Raw genomic sequence first — 25,770 nt, 5'->3', positions numbered from 1 at the left:
AAAAGTAGTTATAATTGCTAAAATTAATATTAAATTAAGCTTAAAATATTTACATTTGTAAATTAGGGTTTGTTATAAAAGAAATTGATTTAGATGATTAAAGAAGAAGGAAACTCAGAGGATTGGGATTTAATTATAAAAGGCTCAACTTCACTTTTTGATATAAATTTTCAAGATATTTGGCGTTATCGTGATTTGTTATTTATGTTTGTAAAAAGAGATTTTGTTAGTTTTTATAAACAAACTATTTTAGGACCACTGTGGTTTTTTATACAACCTATTTTTACAACCATTGTTTTTACATTTGTTTTTGGAAATTTAGCAGGAATAAGTACAGATGGTTTGCCACAACAACTTTTTTACCTAACAGGAATCACTTCTTGGAATTACTTTTCAGATTGTTTAACAAAGACAAGCACTGTATTTAAAGATAATGCCAATATATTTGGTAAAGTATATTTTCCTAGATTAATCATGCCGTTAAGTATAGTAGTTAGTAATTTAGTTAGATTTGGTGTGCAGTTATTGTTATTAATTATAATGATGATCTATTTCGCAATGTTTCCTGCTAGCGGGACTAGTTTTCATGTAACTTATGCCATTGCTTTTTTCCCGCTTTTGGTTTTACTAATGGCATTATTAGGATTAGGATTAGGATTAATTATTACAGCAGTAACCACTAAATATAAAGATTTAACGTTTCTAATTACTTTTGGAGTTTCATTACTAATGTATGGAACAACGGTTATTTATCCGCTAAGTGCTGCGCCAGAAAAATATAAATCTATAATTGAGCTAAATCCAATGACGGGAATAATAGAAGCTTTTCGTTTTGCATTTCTTGGAAAAGGAGAATTTTCATTTTTCAGTCTAGGATATTCCGCAACAATTACTGTTATTGTATTGTTTTTAGGAATTTTGATTTTTAACAAAACTGAAAAAAACTTTGTAGATACGATTTAATGAGTAAACCAGTTATAAAAGTAGAAAATTTATCTAAAGCCTATCAAATAGGACAAATAGGAACAGGAACTATTTCGAGAGATTTAGAACGTTTTGTTACAACTAAAATTCTAGGAAAAGAAGACCCTTTTCTCAAAATTGGAGAGACTAATGATCGAGGTACAAAAGGAAGTAGTGATATAGTTTGGTCTCTAAAAGACCTTAATTTCGAAATAAATCAAGGAGATGCAGTAGGGATAATTGGAAAGAATGGAGCGGGAAAAAGTACGTTACTCAAATTATTATCTAGAGTAACCAGTCCTACAACCGGAAATATTAAGGTCAAAGGAAGAATAGCTAGTTTGCTAGAAGTAGGAACAGGATTTCACCCAGAATTATCTGGAAGAGAAAATATTTATCTCAACGGAGCCATTCTAGGAATGAGAAAAAAAGAGATTACTAGAAAACTCGATGAGATTATCGATTTTTCTGGGGTCGAAAGATATGTTGATACTCCTGTAAAAAGGTATTCTTCAGGAATGTATGTTCGTTTGGCGTTTGCTGTGGCAGCACATTTAGAGAGTGAAATTCTTATTGTAGATGAGGTTCTTGCCGTGGGAGATGCTGAATTTCAGAAAAAATGCCTTGGCAAAATGGGAGACATAAGCAAAGGAGAAGGACGAACAGTTTTGTTTGTAAGTCATAATATGGCAAGCGTTAAATTATTATGTAATAATTCTATATTATTGAGTAATGGAATCATGCAAAATATGTCAGCTACAGATATTATAATAAATGAATATAAAAAACTCTATAATCAGAATAATACTTCAAAAATTTTTGATTTTAAAAATGAATATTTTACACTAAATGAAATTTCATATAAAAATAATGAAGGCACAAGTTTTATTGCTATAAATGATGATATTCATTTAAATTTAATTTTCGATTTTAAAAATGATATTTCAGGAATTGCAATTGAATTGTTTGTAAAGAACGATGAAGAAGCATTAGTATTTAATAGTTTTACAAAAACATTTAATGTAAAAAAAGGAATCCTAGAAGTAACTTGTATTGTACCAAAAAATTTACTTAATAATGCTTTATATAAATTAACAATAGGAGTTTCTAAAGATTATATTTCTTTTCTAGCTAAATATGAAGATATTTTAGAAATTGAAGTAGAAAACCATATAGAAGAACTAGGATGGCAAGGAAAAGTAGAAGGAATTATAAGGCCTAAATTATCATGGATAGTAAATAAGATTGCTATCTAAAAAAGTATATTATGAAAATTAAATTAATACACTTTGTTCCACCTATATTTATTTTAATCTATAGAAAAATAGTTCCAAAAAAAGAAAAAGTAGGAATTTGGGCTGGTGATTTTGCATCTTGGGAAGAAGCACAGTTAAACTGCTCGGGTTATGATTCGGATATTATTTTAGAAAAATGTAAAAACGCATTGTTAAAAGTAAAAAATAAAGAAGCAGTTTACGAAAGAGATAGTGTGTTATTTGACAAAATTCAGTACAGTTGGGGTTTGCTAGCAGGATTACAAAAAGCAACAATAGAAAACAATAACGAACTTTGTGTATTAGATTTTGGAGGAAGTTTAGGAAGTACATATTATCAAAACAAAGTTTTTTTGTCGGGTTTAAAAAAATTAGAGTGGAATATTGTAGAACAAGTTCATTTTGTGGATTGTGGCAAACAAAATTTTGAAAATGAACAACTAAAGTTTTATCACACAATCGAGGAATGTACACAAAATAGTAAACCTAATGTTTTGCTATTGAGTAGCGTATTGCAATATTTGGAAAATCCAAATCAATGGATTGAAAAATTTAATAACTTACAAATTGAATATATTATTATAGATAGGACGGCATTTATAGATTCAGATGAAGATATTTTGACCATTCAGAATGTTCCAGAAAGTATCTATAAAGCAAGTTATCCAGCTTGGTTTTTTAATAAAGAAAAATTAATAAAAAAATTTAAAAATTATATTTTTATTGCAGAAATAAATAATAGTTTTACTCAGGATGCTATAATAAACAATAAAAAAGCAGAATGGACTGGAATGATATTAAAGATAAATAAATGAAATACTTAAATTTAGGTTGCGGAGATTATTTTTCAAAAGAAAGAGAATGGGTAAATTTAGATTTCGTTTCATCTTACGAAGGAGTTATTGCACATAATTTATTGCAGGGAATACCTTTTGAAGATAATAGTTTTGATCTTGTTTATCATTCTCACGTGTTGGAACATTTTTCTAAAGAAGATGGAGAAAACCTAATATCTGAATGTTTTAGAGTTCTTAAACCAAATGGAGTTTTAAGAATTGCTATTCCTGATTTAGAAATAATTGCTAAAAAATATTTAGATTTTTTAGAACAAGGAATCTCAAATCCTAACGATGAGTTAATACGCGCCAATTACGAATGGATGAAGATCGAAATGTATGATCAAACGGTAAGGAATACTAGTGGCGGTAATATGAAAAAATATGTCCGTCAGGACAATATGATAAATGAAGATTTTGTTATTCAAAGAATAGGAGACCAAGGTAGAGTAATGAGAAATAATTTCCTTAATGCCAAGAATAGTAACAAACAAGTGCAATCTTCAGAAAAGAAAAACACACCAAGTATTATTACTAGAATTATAAATAAATTAAAAAAAGTAACTAAAAATAAAATAATTAAATTTTTAGATATAAATCTTGATCATATTGCTATTGGTTCATTTAGATTAGGTGGAGAAATTCACCAGTGGATGTACGACAGATATTCATTAACTAGTTTACTTACTCATAAAGGAGGTTTTAAGATTGAAGTTAGAGACGCTTTTTCGAGCTATATAAACAATTGGGCAGAGTATAAAATTGACGGAAAAGACAATGTTGTAAGAAAACCCGATTCATTATTTATAGAATGTATTAAAAAATAATGCTACATTTCACTACATTTTTTGATAAAAACTACCTTTCTCGCGGATTGGTTTTAATAGAATCTTTGCAAAAATATACTTCTAAATTCGAATTGTATATTTTGTGCTTAGACGATTTTACAATTGAGTATTTTAATAAAAATAAAATCCAATATCCCGAAATAACAGTATTGACATTAAATGATGTCGAAAAAGAAGACCAAGAGCTTTTTGCTTGTAAGGAAAACAGAAGCACTATCGAATATTATTTTACACTGAGTCCTTGTTTGCCTTTATTTTTGCTGAAAAAATATGCAATACCTCATATATGTTCATTAGATGCCGATATCAAATTTTATGCTTCCCCAAATACATTATTCGATTTAAATAAATATTCAATAATAATTACACCACACAAATTTTCTCAAGAAATAAAATACAAAGAGAAAAGTGGTAAAAACAATGTGAGTTTCCAGATATTTAAAAATGACCAAGTTGGAATTTCTTGCTTAGAATTATGGAGAAAACAATGTATCGATTGGTGCAAAGATGAAATAGATATTGAAAATGATAGATTTGCAGATCAAAAATATTTAGACAATTGGGAACAAAAATATACTCCAAATATTAAAGTCTTAAATGATAATGTTAGTGGTTTGGCCTCTTGGAATTTGAATAATTATGCAATCACAAAAAAAGACAATCTTTTTTATTCTAACGGAGAAAGAATTATTTTTTATCATTTCCATCACAATAAGTTTCTTAAAAAACGATGGGCAACAAATGGATTTAAAGCAAATCAGGTTAGAAATCAAGAAGGAATAAATGAAATTTATAACGATTACTGGAATAATATTATTAAGTTTAATCAGTTATTAGAAATTAAAAAAGAAGTTTATATACGAACAAAATCATTGTCTAAAAAATTGCTTTTAGTTTTACTAGAAGAACAAACTGTTTTTTTTAGAATATCAAAAAATAAGATTATTTCTTTAGATTTCAGTAAAATCCCTTTTAAAGTAAGAAACCTAATTCGTAAAATTTATGCCTAAACGACAATTACAATAATGCTTTTTAATTCAATAAATTTCGCCATATTTTTACCAATAGTTTTTATTCTTTACTGGTTTGTAACTAACAAAAGTTTAAAATGGCAAAACGCGTTACTATTAGTTTCAAGCTATTTTTTTTATGCTTGTTGGGATTGGAGATTTTTATTTTTACTTATTTTCTCAACTTTTTTAGATTATTATACTGGAATAAAAATGTCAGATGCTAATAATCAAAAATCAAAAAAGTTTTGGTTTTGGTTAAGTATCTCTATAAATCTTGGATTTCTGGCAATTTTTAAATATTATAATTTTTTTGCTACTTCTTTTGCAGAAGCAATTTCTAATTTTGGGTTGCAAATAAATCCTTGGACATTAAAAGTTATTTTGCCTGTTGGTATTTCTTTCTACACATTCCACGGATTATCTTATGTAATAGATATTTATAATAATAAGATAAAAGCAGAAAAAAAATTTATAGACTATTCAGTTTTTGTTAGTTTTTTTCCATTGCTAGTTGCTGGACCAATCGAGCGTGCAACACATCTTTTACCACAAATTCAAAAAAAGAGAATATTTAATTATACAGTTGCTGTCGATGGATTACGACAAATTTTATGGGGATTATTTAAAAAAATTGTAATCGCTGACCAATGTGCAAAGTATGCAAACTTAATATTTAACAATTCAGGAGAATATTCTGGAAGTACACTTGTTTTAGGTGCAATATTTTTTACGTTTCAAATTTACGGCGATTTTTCAGGTTATTCAGACATCGCTATTGGTACAGCAAAGCTTTTTGGAATAGATTTGTTACGAAATTTTGCTTTTCCTTATTTTTCTAGAGATATAGCAGAATTTTGGAGACGTTGGCACATTTCACTTTCAACTTGGTTCAGAGATTATTTATATATTCCACTTGGAGGCAGTAAGGGTGGTACCTGGATAAAAGTTAGAAACACATTTATAATATTTATTGTAAGTGGTTTTTGGCATGGTGCAAACTGGACTTTTATTATTTGGGGTTTTCTAAATGCATTATATATAATGCCTTCTATTATTTTTAAAACCAATAGGACAAATCTTGATATTGTTGCACAAGGAAAATATTTACCATCGGTTAAAGATTTAATTTCGATAAGTATCACGTTTAGTTTAACTGTATTTGCTTGGATTTTCTTTAGAGCCGAAGATTTGTCTCATGCAATTAATTATATTTCTGGAATATTTTCTCAATCATTATTTTCAAAACCAACATTGTTTCCAAAAATGCTATTTTTATTATTGTTTGTTTTTATGACTATTGAATGGTTAGGTAGAGAAAAGCAGTTTGCAATTGCAAATTTGGGTTTAAAATGGGTTACCCCTTTAAGATGGCTATTCTATTTTATCATAGTTGCTTCCATTTTTTATTTTTATAGAAAAGAACAACAGTTTATTTATTTTCAATTTTAAAATTATGAATAAATTTATATATAAATCACTTTGTTTTTTTGGAATTATTTTTATTGCCATTCTAGGGATTAATTTATCTGAAAAGAAGAATGAAAAATTGTCGAATTATACAGCTGCTATTATTGATAAACATAGCAGAATTGAAAAAATAAAATCTCCGAAACTAATATTAACTGGGGGTTCTAATCTAGCATTTGGAATTGATAGTGGAAAACTAGAAAAAGAGTTTTCTATCCCTGTAGTTAATTTAGGTCTTCATGCTAGTTTAGGATTATCCTTCATGTTGGAAGAACTTAAACATTCTATAAAGGAAGGAGATGTTGTATTACTATCCCCAGAATATTTTTTAGAAAAAAATGGAGATTATAGATTAAAGAAAAAAACAAGTAATTTTTACAAGCAAGCTGAACTATATTATTCTAGTAACTTATTTGATGATTTTAATATTTATTTAGAAAACACAAATGTAAAATATAAAGGTTTGTTTAAAAGTGTAGAGATAGAAAATAAAAACACTGAGATAAAAGTCTATTCTAGAGAAGCTTTTAATAAATATGGTGATGTAATTGCTCATTTGGATAGAACAAATGCCAAAGAATTAAGTGGGAAAGAATATTTTGAGTACAAATATTGGGAAGGAATTGATCAAATTAATGAGTTTGATAACTATGCAAAAAAAAAGAATGTAAGAGTATATTATTTATTTCCTGATTTTCTAAAATCTGAATATGTAAATAATAGAAAAGCAATAACTCAACTAGAATCTGATTTGAAAAATAATCTTACTATTCCAATTTTAAATAAGCCCACGGATTTTTTGTTTACAGATGGTTTTTTCTATGATACAGTATATCACTTAAACAAAAAAGGTAGAAATGAAAGAACAAATAAATTGGTTATGATTTTAAAAAACAAGAAGATTATGTTTTAAAATAATTTTTTTTATTCTCATTTCAAAAAAATATAAATAAAGTGAGACAAAAGTAAAAATAAGTCAATATTTGTATTAGAACAAATGCTATATCTAAAAAGTTAGTATTAGTTTTGTTAGTATATAATTCGATTTTTAAAATTTATGCCTAAACTCATTACTATAGAAACATTTTCGGATAATCGTGGAAATCTTTCGGTGCTAGAAAAAAATATTCCGTTCGATATAAAAAGAGTTTTTTATATTTATGGAGTAGATGATTCTGTTAGAGGAAATCATCGTCACCACAAAACGATTCAGGCAGTTATATGTATTGCGGGTTCGTGTACAATATCCAACGATGATAATATGTCGAAACAAGATTTTGTTTTAGATCAACCCAACAAATGTTTGTTCCTCTATCCTGAAGACTATCATTCGATGCATCATTTTTCTAAAGATGCTATTCTATTAGTACTAGCATCAGAATATTTTGACCCAAAAGATTATATCTATGAAGCATATAAATAAGATAATTCCTTATGAGAATCTAAATCTTTTAAACAAAAAATTTGAGCAAGAGTTTAAAGATAAGTTTAATAATTTTCTCAAAAAAGGTTGGTATATTTTAGGTGATGAAGTAAAGCAATTTGAAGAAAATTTTGCTAATTTTTGCAATTCACCTTATTGTGTTGCCGTAGCAAATGGTTTAGATGCTTTAGAAATGGGATTACAGGTGTTTAATTTTCCTACTAAATCAGAAATTATCGTACCTTCAAATACTTATATTGCAACTATTTTAGCAATTATTAATGCTGGTCATATTCCTGTTTTAGTAGAGCCTAATCTGGGAACTTACAATATCGATGAAAATAAAATAGAAGAGAAAATTACTTCAAAAACAAAGGCAATAATGGTAGTTCATTTATATGGGCAATTAGCACATATGGATGCGATTACTAAAATAGCAACTAAACACAATTTAGAAATCATTGAAGATTGCGCACAAGCACATGGAGCAAAATTTAATGATAAAATAGCAGGAACATTCGGGAAAATAGGAGCTTATAGTTTTTACCCAACAAAAAACCTAGGAGCGTTAGGGGATGCTGGCGCAATAATTACCTATGATGCAGTTATTTACGAAAAACTAATCGCATTAAGAAATTATGGTTCCCACAAAAAGTATTATAACAAATATATTGGTAGAAATTCTAGATTAGATGAATTGCAAGCCGCTTTTTTGAATATCAAATTGCCTTTTTTGGATGAAATTAATAACCATAAAAGAAAATTAGCAAACTTATATGATTTACATCTAACTAATGATGTTATAAAACCAAATCCTTTGCAAGAAGGTTATCATGTATATCATATTTATAATATAAGAACCCAAAAAAGAGACGAGTTGAAACAGTTTTTATTAGAAAACGGAATTCATACAGAAATACATTATCCATTGCCTCCAAATCAGCAGGAAGGATACCAAGAATATTTCTCGAAATTAAGTTTTCCTATAAGTGAAGAAATACATAAAACAACACTAAGTTTACCTATTTCTTTTGCTAATACAATACAAGATATTGAAACTGTTATCGGAAAAATAAACTCGTTTTTTAGTTCTAATGAGAAAAATTAAAATCTTAAATTAAGTTTCTTAATTTTACATTACTAATTAATCTATATTTCTCCAAATTTAAAGGACATATAATTATAAGCATGAAGGTAGCATTAATAACAGGAGTGACGGGACAAGATGGAGCTTATTTAGCAGAACTATTGCTTTCTAAAGGATATAAAGTGCATGGTATAAAACGAAGAAGTTCTTTGTTTAATACCCAACGAATTGATCATATATATGAAGATCCACACATAGACAACCAACATTTTATCTTGCATTACGGAGATTTGAGTGATTCTACTAATTTAATAAGAATTATTCAGGAAACGCAACCAGACGAAATATACAATTTGGGAGCGATGAGTCACGTGAAAGTGAGTTTTGATATTCCTGAATATACCGCTAATACAGATGGAATAGGGACACTTCGTATTCTAGATGCTGTACGTTTATTAGGATTAACAAAAAAAACTAAAATATACCAAGCCTCGACATCAGAATTGTTTGGACTAGTACAAGAAGTTCCTCAAAAAGAGACAACACCATTTTATCCGCGTTCACCTTATGCAGTAGCAAAAATGTATGCTTATTGGATAACGGTCAATTATAGAGAAGCATACGGGATGTTTTCCTGCAACGGAATTTTGTTCAACCACGAAAGTCCTTTGCGTGGAGAAACATTTGTTACTAGAAAAATTACAAGAGGAATATCTCAGATGGCTTTAGGTATGCAAGACACACTCTATATGGGAAATATAGATTCTCAAAGAGATTGGGGCCACGCAAAAGATTATGTAGAAGCGATGTGGTTGGTTTTGCAACAAGATGAACCTGAAGATTTTGTTATATCAACAGGAATCACAACAAAAGTTAGAGAATTTATTAGAATGGCTTTTGAGGAAGTTGGAGTTCAATTAGAATTTATAGGAGTTGGAGTAGAAGAAGTTGGTGTTGTGAAGACAACTTCAAATCATGATTATGCTTTTCAGATAGGACAAAAAGTAATACAAATAGATCCAACTTATTTTAGACCTACTGAAGTAGATTTACTTATTGGAGATAATACTAAGGCAAAAACAAAATTGGGTTGGAAACCTAAATATACTTTGCCAATGCTAGTTAAAGAAATGATGCAATCTGACTTAGAATTGTTTAAAAAGGAAAAATACCTTAAAAACTACAAATAGAAACGGTAAAATATGGATTTTAACTCAAAAATTTATGTAGCAGGTCATCGAGGAATGGTAGGAAGCGCTATAGTAAAAAATCTTCAAGATAAAGGGTTTGTGAATATTGTTACCCGAACTTCGACAGAATTAAATTTAATTAATCAAAAACAAGTTACAGCTTTTTTTGAATTAGAAAAGCCAGAGTACGTTTTTTTAGCTGCTGCAAAAGTAGGAGGAATAGTGGCTAATAATACCTATAGAGCCGATTTTATTTATGAGAATATGATGATTCAAAATAATGTAATTCATGAATCATATAAGAGTAATGTTAAGAAATTACTTTTTTTAGGCTCCTCTTGTATTTATCCAAAATTTGCACCACAACCACTTAGAGAAGAATATTTATTAACGGGACTGTTAGAAGGAACAAATGAACCGTATGCCATTGCGAAAATTGCAGGAATAAAAATGTGTGATGCATATAGGGAACAATATGATTGTAATTTTATATCAGTTATGCCAACAAATTTGTATGGTAATAACGATAATTATGATTTGCAAAATTCACATGTTTTGCCAGCATTATTAAGAAAAGTACATGAAGCTAAAATTAATAATGATAAATTTGTGACTGTTTGGGGAACAGGAAGCCCTTTGCGAGAATTTTTGCATTCAAATGATATGGCAGATGCTTGCGTATATTTGATGCAGAACTATAATGATAAAGGATTTGTAAATATTGGCTCGGGAGAAGAAATTGCTATAAAAGATTTAGCTTACTTAATAAAAGATATAGTAGGATTTGAGGGTGAAATACTTTTTGATACTACAAAGCCAGATGGAACGCCAAGAAAATTAACTGATACAACTAGATTAAATAATCTAGGTTGGAAATATAAAATACATTTAAAAGCTGGAATACAAGAAGTGTATCGTAATAGATTTCTTTAGTTCAAATAACAATTAATAATACAATGTATAATAACGATTCAAAAAATATTCTAGATACAAAATCTTGGCCTTGGAATTTTACCTCAGATGATGTAAATCAGGATGAAAATAAGCAATTACCTAAAATAACTATTGTAACACCTTCTTATAATCAAGCCGATTTTCTTGAAGAAACTATTTTATCCATCATCAATCAAAAATACCCTAATTTAGAGTATATTATTATCGATGGAGGAAGCACCGACAATAGCGTGGAGATCATTAAAAAATATGAAAAACACATCGATTATTGGGTTTCTGAAAAAGATTATGGGCAAAGTCATGCACTAAATAAAGGCTTTTCAAGAGCTACTGGGGACATCTTAAACTGGATAAATTCCGACGATGTTTTGTGTGAAAATGCTTTAAAGACTATTGCAGATGCTTATTTGAAAAGAACAAGTGATAATATCGTTATTGTTGGTAATGGATATGATATGAACGGGGATAGTAAAATTATTGGAAATAGAATGGTTTATAACTGTGATAATAAAGCAGAAAATAATTTTATAAAGTTTATAGGCAATCCAACACAACAATCAATTTTTTTCTCTAAAAAAATATACCAAGAAGCGGGTGGTATTAATCCAATGATTCGTTATCCAATGGATATTGATTTATATTATAAATTTGGGTATTTCAAGCCAGAAGTAATAATTATTAAGGAGTTTTTATCGGCATTTAGAAAACATGACCAATCTAAAACAATATCACAAGATTATAAAATGTTGATTGAAAAATTAAATTTAATGAAATATTTAAGTTTTTATGACAATAATAAAATGCATTATAAAAATAATATAAGTTCTTATATAACATCGTTTTCATTTAGAGGAATTTCATTCTACGAAAAAATTAAATTACTAGTTATTTTTGTTCTTAATACTAATTTTAATATGAAGACAAAATATAAATATAGAATTGTTTTTGAAAAAATATTTTTAAATAAAATATAATAATATTTTTTAGATGAATTCTCTAATAAAATCATATAAAAAGTTAATAGCTTCAATCCTTATAAAAAAAAATAAAGGAATTTCTATTCTAACCTATCACGGATTAGTAAATGAAATAACAAATACAAGACTACAAAGGAATTTTCATACAGTTTCCCAATTTCAAGAACATATTTTATTTCTTAAAAAGAAGAAATTTAGGTTTCTAAATGCTACTGAACTGGCTTATTTTATAGATAATCCAAAAGAAATTAAATCTCAAAAAATGGTCTGTATAACTTTTGATGATGGTTACCAAAACAATTTAAAAGCCATAGAGATTTTAAGAAATAATAATGTGTCTGGAACCTTTTTTATCACTTCAAATGCTATTAACAGTAAAACGTCTATTTGGACTGTAAATTTGTCATTATTGCTATTAGAAGGAAGCATAAATAAAATTATTTTCAATAATAAAGAATATCAAGTTTTAACTTACGAAGATAGACTTCATGTGTTTAATGTAATTAGAAATCAATTAAAAAAACTTGATTCTAAATTAAGAAACTCACTTTTTGAAGAGATCTTAAAACAATTTCCAGAAAATGAATTAGAGCAATTATTAGAAAAAAATAATTATTTTAAAATGTTAACTTGGGATGAGATAAAAGAAGTTCAAAATGAGAATATTCAGTTTCATAGTCATGGTCATTTTCATGAAATTCATAATGAAAATCAAGATATTGAAACTTTAAAAAATGAAATTTTAATGTCAAAAAAAATAATAGAAGATAATTTAAAAAACAATGTCTTTTTATTTGCTTACCCAAATGGGAATTATAATTCCAATTCAGCTATTATTCTAAATGAAGTAGGTTATAAAGGAGCATTAATTTTACAAGAAGAGAAGTATATTGGAGAATCTAATAAATATCGTATTTCAAGAATAACACCTAATGGGAAGATTAATAAATTTATAAATCAAATATTTAATTAAATATGGTAATTAATACTACAAAAGGTATTTTATTTTTTGTTATTTGGTTTAAACAAATAAAAGAATAATATGTGTGGTTTAGTCGGGGAAATATCGACACAATTAATTGACGAATCAATTTTTCAAAAACTTCTTGATTTAAGTCTTAATCGAGGGCCAGATCAGCAAGGAATTTGGCAAGATAATTATTGTAAATTAGGTCTTAATAGACTTTCAATTATTGATTTAGAAGAAAATGCTAAGCAACCTATTTTAAGTCCATCAGGAAAATTCGCAATAGTTTTTAATGGGGAAGTATATAATTATAAAGAAATTCAAAATAAATATAACATTAGGGATAATGACTTACGATCTTTATCTGATTCCGAAATTCTAGCCCATTTAATAGATGAAGTTTCAATTGATGTTTTTTCAAAAGAGCTTAACGGAATGTTTGCTATTGTAATTTATGATATCGAAAATAAAATTGTACACTTAGTTCGCGATTTTGCAGGGATTAAACCTTTGTTTTACGGTATCCACAATCAAGGAGTCATATTTGCATCTCAGTTTGATCAAATTTTTCAACATCCAATTTTTATAGAAAAAAAATTACGACCAGAAATAATGAAAGAATATTTTGGGTTTGGATATATGCAATCTCCAAACACAGTTTTTGAAAATATATTTCAGGTAGAACCTGGGCAAATTGTAAGTTGGAGTTTTAATGAGCTTTCTATTGTTTCTAAAACTTTTTATTATGAATGGAAAGTAAAAAATGTAATAAAAGAAACTAATTTAGAAATTACTCAAAAATTAAAAAACCTATTATCTAAAGTAATAAAAACTCAATTAAATGCAGATGTTCCTATCGCATCCTTCTTAAGTGGAGGAATTGATAGTTCATTAGTTTCAGCTTTTATAAAACAATCTAAACCAGATATTGTCGCTTATACATTTGGAATTGATGATGCAGATTATGACGAAAGTCATGTAGCAAGTAAAATTGCAAATCAAATAAATGTTAAACATTATCTTGAAATAATTGATCAACGAGAATTGTTAAATACAATAGAAACTCATTTTAAAAAATTTTCTGAGCCATTTGGAGATGAAAGTAGTGTGCCAACTTATTTAATAACCAAGAAAGCAAAAGAGGTTTTTACCGTTATGATTTCAGGGGATGGGGGGGATGAATTGTTTTGGGGATATCCTCGTTTTTTAAGATCAATTGAACATTTAAATTGGTTTAAAATGCCTTTATTTTTAAGAAAAATATTAGCTCCTTTTTATAGAAAAATTTATCAAGAAACGTCAAGCTCAATAGATATTTTTTTAAAGTTTGATCAATGGATTTTAGACAAACAAATACATTTTAAAAACCTTAATGAATTTATTCCAAACACTGATTTTTCTCAAGAATTATATGACGTTTATTCATTCAAGACAACTCTAAATAAAAAAAATGCGTTGCGCTATTTGAAAAAAAACGAATTTTATGGGCATTTGCAAAAAGTATTACGTAAAGTTGATTTGATGAGTATGGCAAATAATATTGAAGTTAGAGTTCCGCTTTTGGATAAAGAAATAATCGAGTTTAGTAATACAATAATTCCTGAGTACGGAATTAATCATAGAACTTCTAAATTAGTTTTAAGAAATTTGTTAAATCAGTTTGTAGATAAAGAAATCACAAATTTACCTAAAAAAGGATTTTCAATTCCAATGAAAAAATGGTTAAAAAACGAACTGAAGGATGATTTTATTAAAACAGTAATAGAGAAACCTTTTTTTGGTAAAGAATATATCGACGAATCAATTTTATTAAAAAATATTGATGACTTTTACAACCAAGGAAATGTGAATGCAAATACTATTTGGCATTTATATGCTTGGCAAAAATGGGCACAAAATTATGAATTGGAATAACACAAGTTTAAAAACATTTATAAATCAAACATTTGCCTAGTATATGCTATTTAATTCTTTAGAATACTTATTGTTTTTACCAATAGTTTTTTTAATCTATTGGTTTTTAAACAAGCAAAAATTACAATATCAAAACCTTTTTTTGTTGTTAGTAAGTTACTATTTCTATTCCTGCTGGGATTGGAGATTCTTGTTTTTATTAATTTTTTCGACTGCATTAGATTATTTTACAGGAATAAAAATGCATCAAGCCACAAATAAAAAAAACAAAAGTATTTGGTTTTGGCTAAGTATTACGGTTAATCTAGGGTTTTTAGGAGTTTTTAAATATTATAATTTTTTTGCCATTTCATTTGCTGAGGCTTTATCTAGTATTGGTTTTCACGCTAACTTTTGGACACTTCAAGTTATTTTGCCAATTGGAATCTCGTTTTATACTTTTCATGGATTATCTTATGTAATTGACATTTATAAAAACCGGATTGAGCCAGAAAAAAATATTGTAAGCTATTCACTATTTGTAAGTTATTTTCCACTTCTTGTAGCTGGACCTATCGAGAGAGCCACACATTTATTACCACAAATTAAAAAGAAGAGAGTTTTTAATTACAACCAAGCAGTCGATGGCTTAAGACAAATACTTTGGGGTTTATTTAAAAAAATGGTTATTGCCGATAATTGTGCCGAATATGCAAACCTAATATTTGATAATCCAAATCATTATAATGGAAGTTCCTTACTGTTTGGAGCTATATTTTTTGCCTTTCAAATCTATGGAGATTTTAGTGGTTATTCAGATATTGCTTTAGGAACATCAAAATTATTTGGAATCGATTTACTAAAAAACTTTAATTATCCTTATTTTTCAAGAGATATTGCAGAATTCTGGAGAAGATGGCATATTTCGTTGTCCTCTTGGTTTCGTGATTATTTGTATGTTCCTCTTGGTGGAAGTAAAGGAAGTATGTGGATAAAAATTAAAAATACTTTTATAATTTTTATAGTTAGCGGATTTTGGCATGGAGCCAATTGGACATTTATCTTTTGGGGATTACTAAATGCAATTTTTATTTTGCCTTCCATAATTTTAAAAACCAATAGAAATAATTTAGAGATTGTTGCAAAAGGCAAAATATTCCCCACTGTAAAAGAGGGATCTCAAATACTAATAACGTTCCTGTTAACAGTATTAGCATGGATTTTCTTTAGGGCAGATAATTTACATGACGCATTTCATTATATTGCTAAATTATTTTCAACTTCTATTTTTCAACTTCCATCAAAGAGACCTAGTTTCGGAATTTTAATATTTCTTATGCTATTTTTTTTTACAGAATGGATAGGAAGAGAAAACGATTTTGCTCTTCAAAAAATTGGATTCAAATGGAATAGAATGTTTAGATGGATTTTATATGTTTTAATTATTTTAATAATATTAGTATTTACAGGAAAAGAGCAAGAATTTATCTATTTTCAATTTTAAATAATGAAAAAATTATTAATAAAAGCTACCATTTTTGTAAGCATTGTTTTTACTATTCTAATTTTTGGGATACTATCACTTTATAAAATAATCGATCAAGGAAATTATTATAAACTTGATAAAAAATATGATAATTTAATTTTTGGACATTCCCATAGTGAATGCGCTTTTAATGATAAAAAAATAGCAAATACGCTGAATATTTCAAATAGTGGAGAAAGTTATTTTTATACTTATTTTAAGGTAAAAAAAATCATCGAAAATAATAAAATTAAAAATGTATTTATTTCTTTTACAAATAATTATATCGAATACACGATTGATACCACCGAAATTTGGAAAGAAAAATACCTTAATAAATGGTATTCAAAATATGGGGCTTACATGACATCAGAAGATTTATTACTTTTATTGAAGAAAAATCTCAAAGGGATTTTAAATGCTCAATCACTAGCATCAAAAAAGTATTTAACATTTTTAATAAAAAGAAAAAAAAGTATCATAGAAGATCTTAGTTGGGGTAAATACAAATATTTAAATCGGAATAAATTAGATTCTTTGTTAAGACATAAGGATACTACAAACGAAAAAATCATTAATTTCAAATATTCAAAATATAATTTACAGTACTTAGATAAAATTCTAAAAATTTGCAAAGAAAATAAAATAAATGTATACCTTGTTCGAAGTCCTGTGCATCATGCTTGGGGAGCTTTGAGTAATGAATATTATTTCAAAAAATTGGTAAATGAACGTTATAAAAAATATGAATTCTTAGATTTTAAGGATTTCCCACTAGAGAATAATTCTTATGGAGATTTAAGTCATTTAAATCATTTTGGAGCTTCAAAATTCTCTTTATTCTTTAATAATCTTTTAGAAGATAAATTATTAGAAAAACAGGATAAGCAAGAATTTATTAATGTAGAAATGGCAAAACTAAAAACTGATAATAATTAAATGAAAGTATCTGTAATTTTACCTATTTATAACGGTGGAAAAACATTAGCCAGAACTCTTGATAGTTTGCTTCATCAAACTTTTCAGGATTTTGAACTTGTCACCTGTATAGATGGATCAAAAGATAATTCATTAGATATAATAAATGGTTATAAAAATAAATTTAAAAAAATAATAATTTTAGAAAACAAAACAAATCTGGGATTAGGACCAACTATGAATAGACTGGTTGCTTATTCAAATGGAGAGTATTTAGCTGTAGCTGAACAAGATGATGTATATGTAGAATCAAGATTAGAAATACAAGTAGATGCTTTAGATACAAACCCCGAATTTGGGATGTGTAGTGGTATAGCCGAACATTTTAATTATAACGACAATATATCTACATTTAAGTTTCCAGGCTTGTTAGTAAATAATGAAAATTATCCTAAAAATAAAGAAGATTTTTTTCTTTTGAACTATATAAATGGAGTAAAAGTAGTTAATTCGTGTATGATGTTTAGAAAATCAGTACATATAGATAATGGCTTATATTTTTCAAAACATTTGGGTAGTGTATCTGTAGATTGGCTCTATGTATTGCGTTTTTTAAAAGTTTCAAATATAAAAGGAATTAATAAAACTTTAGTTATTCTAGACAGAACTCCATCAAGAACAAATGTGACAAGTAACAAAACAAATACAATATATAATTCCTTTGAACTTTTAAGAATGGTTAGATTTGAAGAACCTTTGCTAATAACAAAGAAGATCTATAAAAAAGCACATACTTTTCAAAACAGATTAGAATTTGGACATTTAAATAATTTTAATAAAGTAATTAGGTTGTTTATATTTCCTTTAGATGTTAAATTTAAGTTGGAATATTTAGTTAAAATGGTTTTTAGAAAATTTAAAAAATAAATAATGGTTAATTTAAAAAAGAAAGCTGGAATTTTTTTAAACAAATTAAGAATTGGTAAAAGAATTTTGCAAGATGATTGCTTTATAAAAACAAACATATTAAATCAATTAGAAATTGCTAAAAGACCCAGAAGAACTGAAATTATTAATTATTTATTAGAACTTACTAATGCAGATAATTACCTAGAAATAGGAGTTAGAGATCCTAAAAAAAACTTTGTTAAAATTAATTGTAAAAACAAATATTCTGTTGATCCAGGTGTAGAGTTCGAAGAAAACCCTGTTGATTTTAAAATGACTTCGGATGTTTTTTTTAAACAATTAAATAATGGGCAATTAAAAGGAATTGATAAAAGCATAAAATTTGATGTAATCTTTATAGATGGTTTGCATATATCAAGTCAAGTAGAAAAGGATATACAAAATAGTTTAAAATTTATAAAAGATAATGGATTTATAATATTACATGATTGTAATCCTCCTTCAGAATACCATCAAAGAGAAAATTACGATTTTAAAAATTCACCAGCTGGACCATTCTGGAACGGAACAACATGGAAAGCTTTTTATAAATTTAGACATCAATTAGATTTATTTTCAATTTGTTTTGATTCAGATTGGGGAGTTGGAGTAATTAGTAAAACTAAAACAATATCATTTAATAACATTGAAGGTGAAATAGAAAATGAATATTATGAATTCAGTTTATTAGAAAAAAATAGAAATCAATATTTAAACCTTCAACAATTTGAAGAATGGAAGAAAGTAGCAAAAAAATAAAAATTCTTTACACCATTCCTAATTTCGACACTGCTGGTAGTGGAAAGGTTTTGTATGATTTGGCCAAAGGACTAGATAAATCTCTATTTGAAGTTCACATTGCTTGCAAAAATAATAAAGGAAATTTTTTTGCAGAAGTCGAAAAATTAGGGCTTCCTATCCATTTTATGGACACAACAACACCTGTTAGACCTTATTTTAGTTTGTGGTCAAGGTTAAAACCGTTTCAGAATTTTATAAAAAAAAATCAATTTGACATTGTTCATTCTTGGCATTGGAGTAGTGATTGGACAGAAGTTTTAACAGCAAAATTAGCAGGATCAAAATTTGTTTACACTAAAAAAGCAATGACTTGGGGAAATATTCATTGGAAAATTAGAAGTTTTCTATCGAGTTTTATAGTTACTATAAATGAAGAAATGAGCCATTATTTTCCATACAAACAAAATCAGAAACTAATTCCTTTAGGATTAGATACTAATTATTATAGCCCAGATTTATTTGTAAAAAAAAATACGGATACTTTTTTTAAAATAATAACTGTTGCCAATCTAGTGCCAGTAAAGGGAATAGAAGTTTTAATTAAAGCAATTCATTTATTAGATAACACTAAAATTAGATTAGAAATCTTAGGAGACACAAGAGATAATTATGCTAATAACTTAAAAAAGTTAGTAATAGATTTAAAATTAACCAACCAGATTTTCTTTTTAGGTAAACATATAGATGTTCGACCTTTTTTAGCAAACTCAGATTTATATGTAATACCAACACTGAACGAAGGAAGAAAAGAAGGAATGCCAATGGCCTTAGTAGAAGCAATGTCTATGGGAATTCCAGTTTTAGGATCCAATATTTCAGGAATAAATTATGTTTTAAAAGATTTTCCTGAACTATTATTTGAAGCAAGCAATGAAAAAGCTTTAGCTCAAAAAATTAACTTATATGTTGAAAAAACTAGGGATGAGTTAGAAAGAGATGGGAATGAACTCAGAGCTTATTGTTTGCAGTATTTTATTGAAGAAAAATTCATCAAAGAACATGAAGAATTGTATATAAAAATTTCTAAAAAATGAGTGTTGAAATAAATAATAGGAGACCATCATTGGATGGTCTGAGAGCCATTTCAATATTTATGGTTATATATGATCATGCTTTTAGACCTGAATTAATACATTTTGGAACCCTTGGTGTAACCGTTTTTTATATTATTTCTTCATATTTAATCGTTGGAATGCTTCTTCGGGATGTTGAAAAAAATAGATTTAGCATAAATACATTTTATTTTAAAAGAATTTTAAGAATTTTTCCAGCTTATTATTTTTATTTATTAGTGTTAGCTATTATACTTTTATCATTAGAGATATTTAAATGGAGTCAATTTTGGAGAGCACCACTTTTTTTGGTTAATTATCAACCTCGATCTAGTTGGACATTTCCACAGTGGTTTGTGGGACATACATGGTCTCTGGCAGTTGAGGAGCAATTTTATATACTTATTGCTATTTTATTCTTTTTCGTAAACAAACAGGTGTTAAACAAACAAAAACTTTTGTATATATTAATTTTTATAGTTTGTATAACCCCATTTATTCGTGTAAGTTATCTTTATTTTAATGGAATCCCAGATATTTTAAAAGGATCTTTGCACCGTTCTTTCGAAACTGTTGCCGATTCTTTAGCAATTGGAGGAATAATTGCCATTATAGAAAATTTTATAATTAATAAAAAAATATTTCATTTTTTTAAAAACAAAACAATCATATTTATTACATTTATTTTAGTATTAATGATTCTTGATAGTTCATTGGTCGTTGGTAAATTGGGATTGAAACCTCGTTATTTATATAATTTAGTAGGACTGACGATTATAAATATTTGCATAGGATTAGTAATGATGCTTTATGTACATTTTCCTAAAGACAATAACATTGCTAAATTATTAAATCATAAGATAATGGTTACCATCGGACTTTGGAGTTATTCAATATATCTTTGGCAACAACTTTGGTTGTATAGTTGGAATTTTTCTATTTATTATAAATTTATAGGTATTTTAATTTGTTCTGTTTTATCCTACTATTTTATAGAATTACCTTTTTTAAAAATAAGAGATAACTATCTGAGAAAAAATATTCATAATGATTTTTAAAAACCCAATAATCCCCAATAGTTCAACTTTTGTTGGCGAAAAAAAAACGCTCGACTACGAAGCTATTTGTGTTTTTGTAGCTACAGGTTTTTTTTTAGATAATGATACATATTATAAAGAACAAAAAGCTTTAAAGCCTGCTTTCGAATACCAACTGGACGAGAAAGGAAAAACTATTATTTCTGAAAAATCTTATTTTAAATGGTATTACAAACCAGTTGAACGACCATTAAACGAAATAGTTAAAGAGTTTGCCACACTTTTCGAAACCATAATCAAAGAACAGGTAGGAGATAAAAGAGTTATATTGCCACTTTCTGGCGGATTAGATAGTCGCACACAAGCTGCGGCATTATTTCATTTAGGAAACAAAGTGAATGCTTATAGTTATGCTTTTGATGGTGGTCATGACGAAACTTATTACGCCAAAAAAATTGCCAAAGTCTGTAATTTTCCTTTTCAAGATTGGAAAATTCCAAATGGATATTTGTGGAATAAAATTGAGAAATTAGCCAAAATAAACCAATGCTATTCGGAATTTACACATCCTCGGCAAATGGCTTTTGTCGATGAATATGACAAATTAGGCGATATATTTAATTTAGGACATTGGGGAGATGTATTGTTTGACGATATGGGCGTTCCAGATGATATGCCTTTAGAAAAACAAACCGAAATTATTGCCAAAAAAGTCATCAAAAAAGGTGGTTTAGAATTAGCAAATACACTTTGGGAATCATGGAAACTCGAAGGTGATTTTGAAGAATACCTTTCTGAGAGGATTAAGACTTTACTTGAAAATATCAATATTCCACAAAGTGCTAATGCCCAAATTCGAGCTTTCAAAAGTTTGTATTGGGCGCCACGTTGGACAAATACCAACCTCTCGGTTTTTGAATCGGTAAGACCTATAACTGTTCCGTATTTTGATAATCGAATGTGCGAATTTATTTGTTCTGTTCCCGAAAAATATCTCGCTGGAAGGCAAATTCAAATTGAATACTTAAAAATGCGAATGCCAGATTTAGCTAAAATAACATGGCAAGACCATCGTCCGTTCAATTTATATCAATACCATTGGAATAAAATGCCGTTTAATTTACCTTATAAGATATATAACAAAATAAAATATAAGTTGTTCACTAAGAAAATTATTCAACGCAATTGGGAACTGCAATTTGTTGGAAAAGAAAATAAAAAAGAATTACAGAAATGGTTGTTCGAAAATACTTCTTTCCAAGAATTAATATCAAATGATTTGATAACCTCATTTTATGATAAATTCACAAATAAAGATTCCGTTTATTATTCGCATCTTTTGAGCATGTTACTTACTTTATCCTTATTTTCAAAACAAAAAGATAATGCAATCTAAAAAAATAGCCATTTATTCGGGAGAAATTCCTAGTACCACTTTTATCGAAAGATTGATCGAAGGGGTGTCAAATGATGGTTTTAAAATTTTCCTTTTTGGATTGCAAAAAGGGAGCGTTTCGTATGCTAAAAATGTTTCCTTTTTTTCGTATTCTAATAAATGGAATAAATTGTATATTTTGTTGAAATATAGCTTTTTACTCTCTGTTTTTAAATCAAAAGAAAAGAAGAAACTAGATGAAATAATTTATAATAAAAAAAGAAATATTAAATTATGTAAAGTAAAATACTATCCTGTTTTATATCATAAACCTGATGTTTTTCACTTGCAATGGGCAAAAAGTCTTGAAGATTGGATTTGGGTTCATGATTTTGGTATCAAATTAATTCTAAGCTTACGAGGCACACACATTACCATTAGTCCAATAGCCGACGAAAAGTTAGCAGAACAATATCGAGAACTTTTTCCTAAAGTAGATGGCTTTCATGCCGTATCTAAATCGATACAGAAACAAGCTGAAGAATATGGAGCTGAAACAACTAAAATAAAAGTCGTTTACAGCGGATTAAATCTAAAAGAATTACCTTTTGTAGAAAATAAAATTAAAAACAGAACACTAAAAATACTCTCCATAGGTCGCTCACATTGGGTAAAAGGATATACTGATGCATTAGATGCTTGTGTTTTATTAAAAAAAGAAAATTTTGATTTTCAATATTCAATAATAGGAGTTGGAAGCGACGAAGAATTAATTTTTCAAAAGGCACAATTATTATTAGAAAATGAGGTTATATTTAAAAAAAGTATGCCTTTTAAAGAAATCATAACAGAAATTCAACAAGCCGATATACTACTTCTATCCAGTCTAGAAGAAGGAATTGCTAATGTAGTTCTCGAAGCGATGGCGCTAGGTACTATGGTGCTTTCTACAAATTGCGGTGGGATAGAAGAAGTAATTACCGATGGTGAAAATGGGTTTATTGTACCTGTAAGAAATCCAAAAGCCATAGCCGAAAAAATAAAAAAAATTACTTTGCTGTCTGAAAACGAAAGAAATGAAATTTATAAAAAAGCTCGAAAAACTATCGAAAAACAACACGATTTCAGCAGAAATTGTAATGCCATGCAAGCTTTATATCAATCTGTTTTAACAACTAATTAATATGAAGATAGGATTAGTCTTGCCGTCAGTTCCGGGTTATTCCGAAACTTTTTTTAGAAATAAAATTAAAGGTTTAATTGATAGTGGTTTTGAAGTTACTTTGTTTGTCGTTGATGATAGAAGCAAGGAAAAAATACCTTGCAAAATAGTTGCATTCCCAAATTATTATATTCACAACAAAACTGGTGTTTTTTTTAATTCTTTGTTAAAAATAATTTTCAATTCAAACAAAGCAATTAGATTATATAATTCGGGCAAAAAAGACGGTTTAAGTGCTAAAAAATCTGTGAGAATGGTTTTTCTGAACAGTCATTTTTTAGATCAAAAATTAGATTGGCTTCATTTTGGTTTTGGAACGCTTGCTATTGGTAGAGAAAATGTTGCCGAAGCAATAGAAGCAAAAATGGCAGTGAGTTTTAGAGGATTTGACCATTATGTTTATCCACAAAAAAATAAAAATTGCTATAAATTACTATTCTCTAAGAAAATAAAATATCACGTGCTTTCTGAAGGAATGAAAAAGGATTTGATTGCAAACGGAATAAATCAAAATAGTATATCAAAAATAACTCCAGCAATAGATACTAACTTGTTTTCTAATACTATTAATAATAATAGTGATCTAAATATAATTACCATTGCCAGATTGCATTGGATAAAGGGATTAACTGCCACACTAGAAGCTTTAGCTTTAGTCAAAAAAAGAGGAATAAATTTTCATTATACTATAATTGGTGGAGGCCCAGAAAAGGAGAAATTGCAATTTGCAGTGCATCAATTAGATCTTACAGATAATGTCACTTTTACAGGAAAATTAGACTCTGAAGAGGTAAAATGTGAACTGCAAAAAGCCAATTTATATTTGCAATACAGTCATCAAGAAGGTTTTTGCAATGCAGCGTTAGAAGCGCAAGCGATGGGGAGAATTTGTATCGTTAGTGATGCCGAAGGATTGTCTGAAAATATTTTAGATAAAATTACTGGTTTTGTCGTTCCCAAAAGAAATCCATTATCTTTGGCTAATAAGATTATTGTCGTAAATGAGTTGTCTAGTAAGGAAAAAGAAATAATTTCAGAAGCAGCTATCAATCGAGTGAAAATAGAATTTAATATAGAAGATCAGCATACAAAATTTATAGAATTCTATGAAAATTATTAGAAAAATTAAAGAGATATACAAAACATTAAAAAAGCATCCTGTTACTAGAGGTAATGAGATTTTGGGTTTATACCATTATATTTCATTTAATTTAAGAAATAGAGTCTCTAATGAAATTGTTTATAATTGGATTGAAGGAATAAAATTTATTGCTCAAAAAGGCGATGCAGGAATTGTCGCAAATATTTATTTTGGATTGTATGAATTTGAAGAGTCTATTTTTTTATTACATTTTGTAGAAAAAGAAGATGTTTTTTTAGATGTTGGAGCTAATGTAGGGCATTATTCATTATTAATGTCAGGGCTAAAAAAGTGTAGGTCGATAGCCATCGAACCAGTTCCTAAAACTTATTGTAAATTGAAAAAGCAAGTTGATTTAAATAATCTAAATGCTTTAATTGAAATTAAAAATATAGGAGTTTCTAATGAAGTAAGTGAATTATTCTTTTCTACAGATAAAGGAACGATGGATAGAATTGTTGACGAAAATTATAAAAATGCTGTGAGCGTACATGTAGAAACTATAGATTCAATTGTTAAAAACAATATTCCAATTGCTATAAAAATCGATGTCGAAGGATATGAGAAATATGTGTTGGATGGTGCTTCCGAAACATTACTAAATGAACATCTGAAAATAGTGATTTTAGAATTAAATCAATCTGGGAAGAAATACGGATTTGATGATCATGAAATATATTTAAAAATAAAAGATTTTGGGTTTGAACCTTATTTATATGATCTAGAGAATCGAAAATTAATAAAACAAGAGAGCTATAATAAAAATCAATTTAATACTATTTTTGTGAGAGATCCTGATTTTGTTACATCAAGACTTGCAAATAGCAGAAAAATTAAGATTAGAAATAAACTGTTTTAA

24 protein-coding genes are annotated in these 25,770 nt (G+C 27.7%); all 24 read left to right on the top strand.

The features are described from left to right. Positions 1–93: 93 nt before the first annotated feature. The 24 genes from ACKVOV_RS00185 (at position 94) to ACKVOV_RS00070 (ending at position 25,770) form a co-directional block, all read left to right on the top strand. Positions 94–963: an ABC transporter permease gene (locus ACKVOV_RS00185; protein ID WP_409204771.1), complete on the top strand. Its 870-nt coding sequence runs from the start codon at positions 94–96 to the stop codon at positions 961–963. Then, positions 963–2,219 (top strand): polysaccharide ABC transporter ATP-binding protein, encoded by a 1,257-nt coding sequence (locus ACKVOV_RS00180; RefSeq protein ID WP_409204770.1) that lies wholly within the window; start codon positions 963–965, stop codon positions 2,217–2,219. Before ACKVOV_RS00185 ends, ACKVOV_RS00180 begins: the two co-directional genes overlap by 1 nt. Before the next feature lie 11 nt (positions 2,220–2,230). Continuing rightward, entirely contained in the window at positions 2,231–3,052 is an 822-nt protein-coding gene (locus ACKVOV_RS00175) for a TIGR04325 family methyltransferase (protein WP_409204769.1), read from the top strand. Next, positions 3,049–3,900, top strand: a complete 852-nt coding sequence (locus ACKVOV_RS00170) for a class I SAM-dependent methyltransferase (RefSeq protein ID WP_409204768.1) — start codon at positions 3,049–3,051, stop codon at positions 3,898–3,900. Before ACKVOV_RS00175 ends, ACKVOV_RS00170 begins: the two co-directional genes overlap by 4 nt. Continuing rightward, a complete protein-coding gene (locus ACKVOV_RS00165; RefSeq protein WP_409204767.1) occupies positions 3,900–4,931 on the top strand; it encodes a hypothetical protein in 1,032 nt (343 codons plus the stop codon). The genes ACKVOV_RS00170 and ACKVOV_RS00165 overlap by 1 nt, the downstream gene beginning before the upstream one ends. 15 nt (positions 4,932–4,946) lie before the next feature. Then, entirely contained in the window at positions 4,947–6,383 is a 1,437-nt protein-coding gene (locus ACKVOV_RS00160; protein WP_409204766.1) for an MBOAT family O-acyltransferase, read from the top strand. A gap of 4 nt (positions 6,384–6,387) precedes the next feature. After that, a complete protein-coding gene (locus ACKVOV_RS00155) occupies positions 6,388–7,314 on the top strand; it encodes a hypothetical protein (RefSeq protein WP_409204765.1) in 927 nt (308 codons plus the stop codon). 144 nt (positions 7,315–7,458) lie between these two features. Further along, entirely contained in the window at positions 7,459–7,824 is a 366-nt protein-coding gene (locus tag ACKVOV_RS00150; RefSeq protein ID WP_409204764.1) for a sugar 3,4-ketoisomerase, read from the top strand. Further along, complete coding sequence (locus ACKVOV_RS00145) at positions 7,808–8,932, top strand: DegT/DnrJ/EryC1/StrS family aminotransferase (protein ID WP_409204763.1); 1,125 nt, start codon at positions 7,808–7,810, stop codon at positions 8,930–8,932. Before ACKVOV_RS00150 ends, ACKVOV_RS00145 begins: the two co-directional genes overlap by 17 nt. An 80-nt stretch (positions 8,933–9,012) precedes the next feature. After that, positions 9,013–10,101: a GDP-mannose 4,6-dehydratase gene (gene gmd, locus ACKVOV_RS00140; protein WP_409204762.1), complete on the top strand. Its 1,089-nt coding sequence runs from the start codon at positions 9,013–9,015 to the stop codon at positions 10,099–10,101. 12 nt (positions 10,102–10,113) lie between these two features. After that, positions 10,114–11,034 (top strand): GDP-L-fucose synthase family protein, encoded by a 921-nt coding sequence (locus ACKVOV_RS00135; protein WP_409204761.1) that lies wholly within the window; start codon positions 10,114–10,116, stop codon positions 11,032–11,034. Between the two features lie 23 nt (positions 11,035–11,057). Continuing rightward, a complete protein-coding gene (locus tag ACKVOV_RS00130; protein ID WP_409204760.1) occupies positions 11,058–12,029 on the top strand; it encodes a glycosyltransferase family 2 protein in 972 nt (323 codons plus the stop codon). Between the two features lie 13 nt (positions 12,030–12,042). Further along, positions 12,043–13,005 carry a polysaccharide deacetylase family protein gene (locus ACKVOV_RS00125; RefSeq protein WP_409204759.1) on the top strand — a complete coding sequence of 321 codons (963 nt, stop codon included), beginning with the start codon at positions 12,043–12,045 and terminating at the stop codon, positions 13,003–13,005. Positions 13,006–13,074: 69 nt separating this feature from the next. Then, on the top strand, positions 13,075–14,913 hold the full coding sequence (gene asnB, locus ACKVOV_RS00120; RefSeq protein WP_409204758.1) for an asparagine synthase (glutamine-hydrolyzing): 1,839 nt from the start codon (positions 13,075–13,077) through the stop codon (positions 14,911–14,913). A 43-nt stretch (positions 14,914–14,956) separates the two neighbouring features. Beyond that, positions 14,957–16,396, top strand: a complete 1,440-nt coding sequence (locus ACKVOV_RS00115) for an MBOAT family O-acyltransferase (protein ID WP_409204757.1) — start codon at positions 14,957–14,959, stop codon at positions 16,394–16,396. 3 nt (positions 16,397–16,399) lie between these two features. After that, entirely contained in the window at positions 16,400–17,356 is a 957-nt protein-coding gene (locus tag ACKVOV_RS00110) for a hypothetical protein (protein ID WP_409204756.1), read from the top strand. After that, complete coding sequence (locus tag ACKVOV_RS00105) at positions 17,357–18,262, top strand: glycosyltransferase family 2 protein (protein ID WP_409204755.1); 906 nt, start codon at positions 17,357–17,359, stop codon at positions 18,260–18,262. 3 nt (positions 18,263–18,265) lie between these two features. After that, positions 18,266–19,042, top strand: coding sequence for a class I SAM-dependent methyltransferase (locus tag ACKVOV_RS00100; RefSeq protein WP_409204754.1), 777 nt, complete (start codon positions 18,266–18,268; stop codon positions 19,040–19,042). Then, complete coding sequence (locus ACKVOV_RS00095) at positions 19,018–20,118, top strand: glycosyltransferase (protein WP_409204753.1); 1,101 nt, start codon at positions 19,018–19,020, stop codon at positions 20,116–20,118. The genes ACKVOV_RS00100 and ACKVOV_RS00095 overlap by 25 nt, the downstream gene beginning before the upstream one ends. Further along, entirely contained in the window at positions 20,115–21,194 is a 1,080-nt protein-coding gene (locus ACKVOV_RS00090; protein ID WP_409204752.1) for an acyltransferase family protein, read from the top strand. The genes ACKVOV_RS00095 and ACKVOV_RS00090 overlap by 4 nt, the downstream gene beginning before the upstream one ends. Then, complete coding sequence (locus ACKVOV_RS00085; protein ID WP_409204751.1) at positions 21,184–22,569, top strand: asparagine synthase-related protein; 1,386 nt, start codon at positions 21,184–21,186, stop codon at positions 22,567–22,569. Before ACKVOV_RS00090 ends, ACKVOV_RS00085 begins: the two co-directional genes overlap by 11 nt. Further along, a complete protein-coding gene (locus ACKVOV_RS00080) occupies positions 22,559–23,731 on the top strand; it encodes a glycosyltransferase family 4 protein (protein ID WP_409204750.1) in 1,173 nt (390 codons plus the stop codon). Before ACKVOV_RS00085 ends, ACKVOV_RS00080 begins: the two co-directional genes overlap by 11 nt. A gap of 1 nt (position 23,732) precedes the next feature. Beyond that, positions 23,733–24,890 (top strand): glycosyltransferase family 4 protein, encoded by a 1,158-nt coding sequence (locus tag ACKVOV_RS00075; protein ID WP_409204749.1) that lies wholly within the window; start codon positions 23,733–23,735, stop codon positions 24,888–24,890. Next, entirely contained in the window at positions 24,877–25,770 is an 894-nt protein-coding gene (locus ACKVOV_RS00070) for an FkbM family methyltransferase (RefSeq protein WP_409204748.1), read from the top strand. The genes ACKVOV_RS00075 and ACKVOV_RS00070 overlap by 14 nt, the downstream gene beginning before the upstream one ends.

Source organism: Flavobacterium sp. (assembly GCF_046153165.1).
Taxonomy (GTDB): domain Bacteria; phylum Bacteroidota; class Bacteroidia; order Flavobacteriales; family Flavobacteriaceae; genus Flavobacterium.
This window is presented reverse-complemented; position numbering and strand designations above follow the sequence as displayed.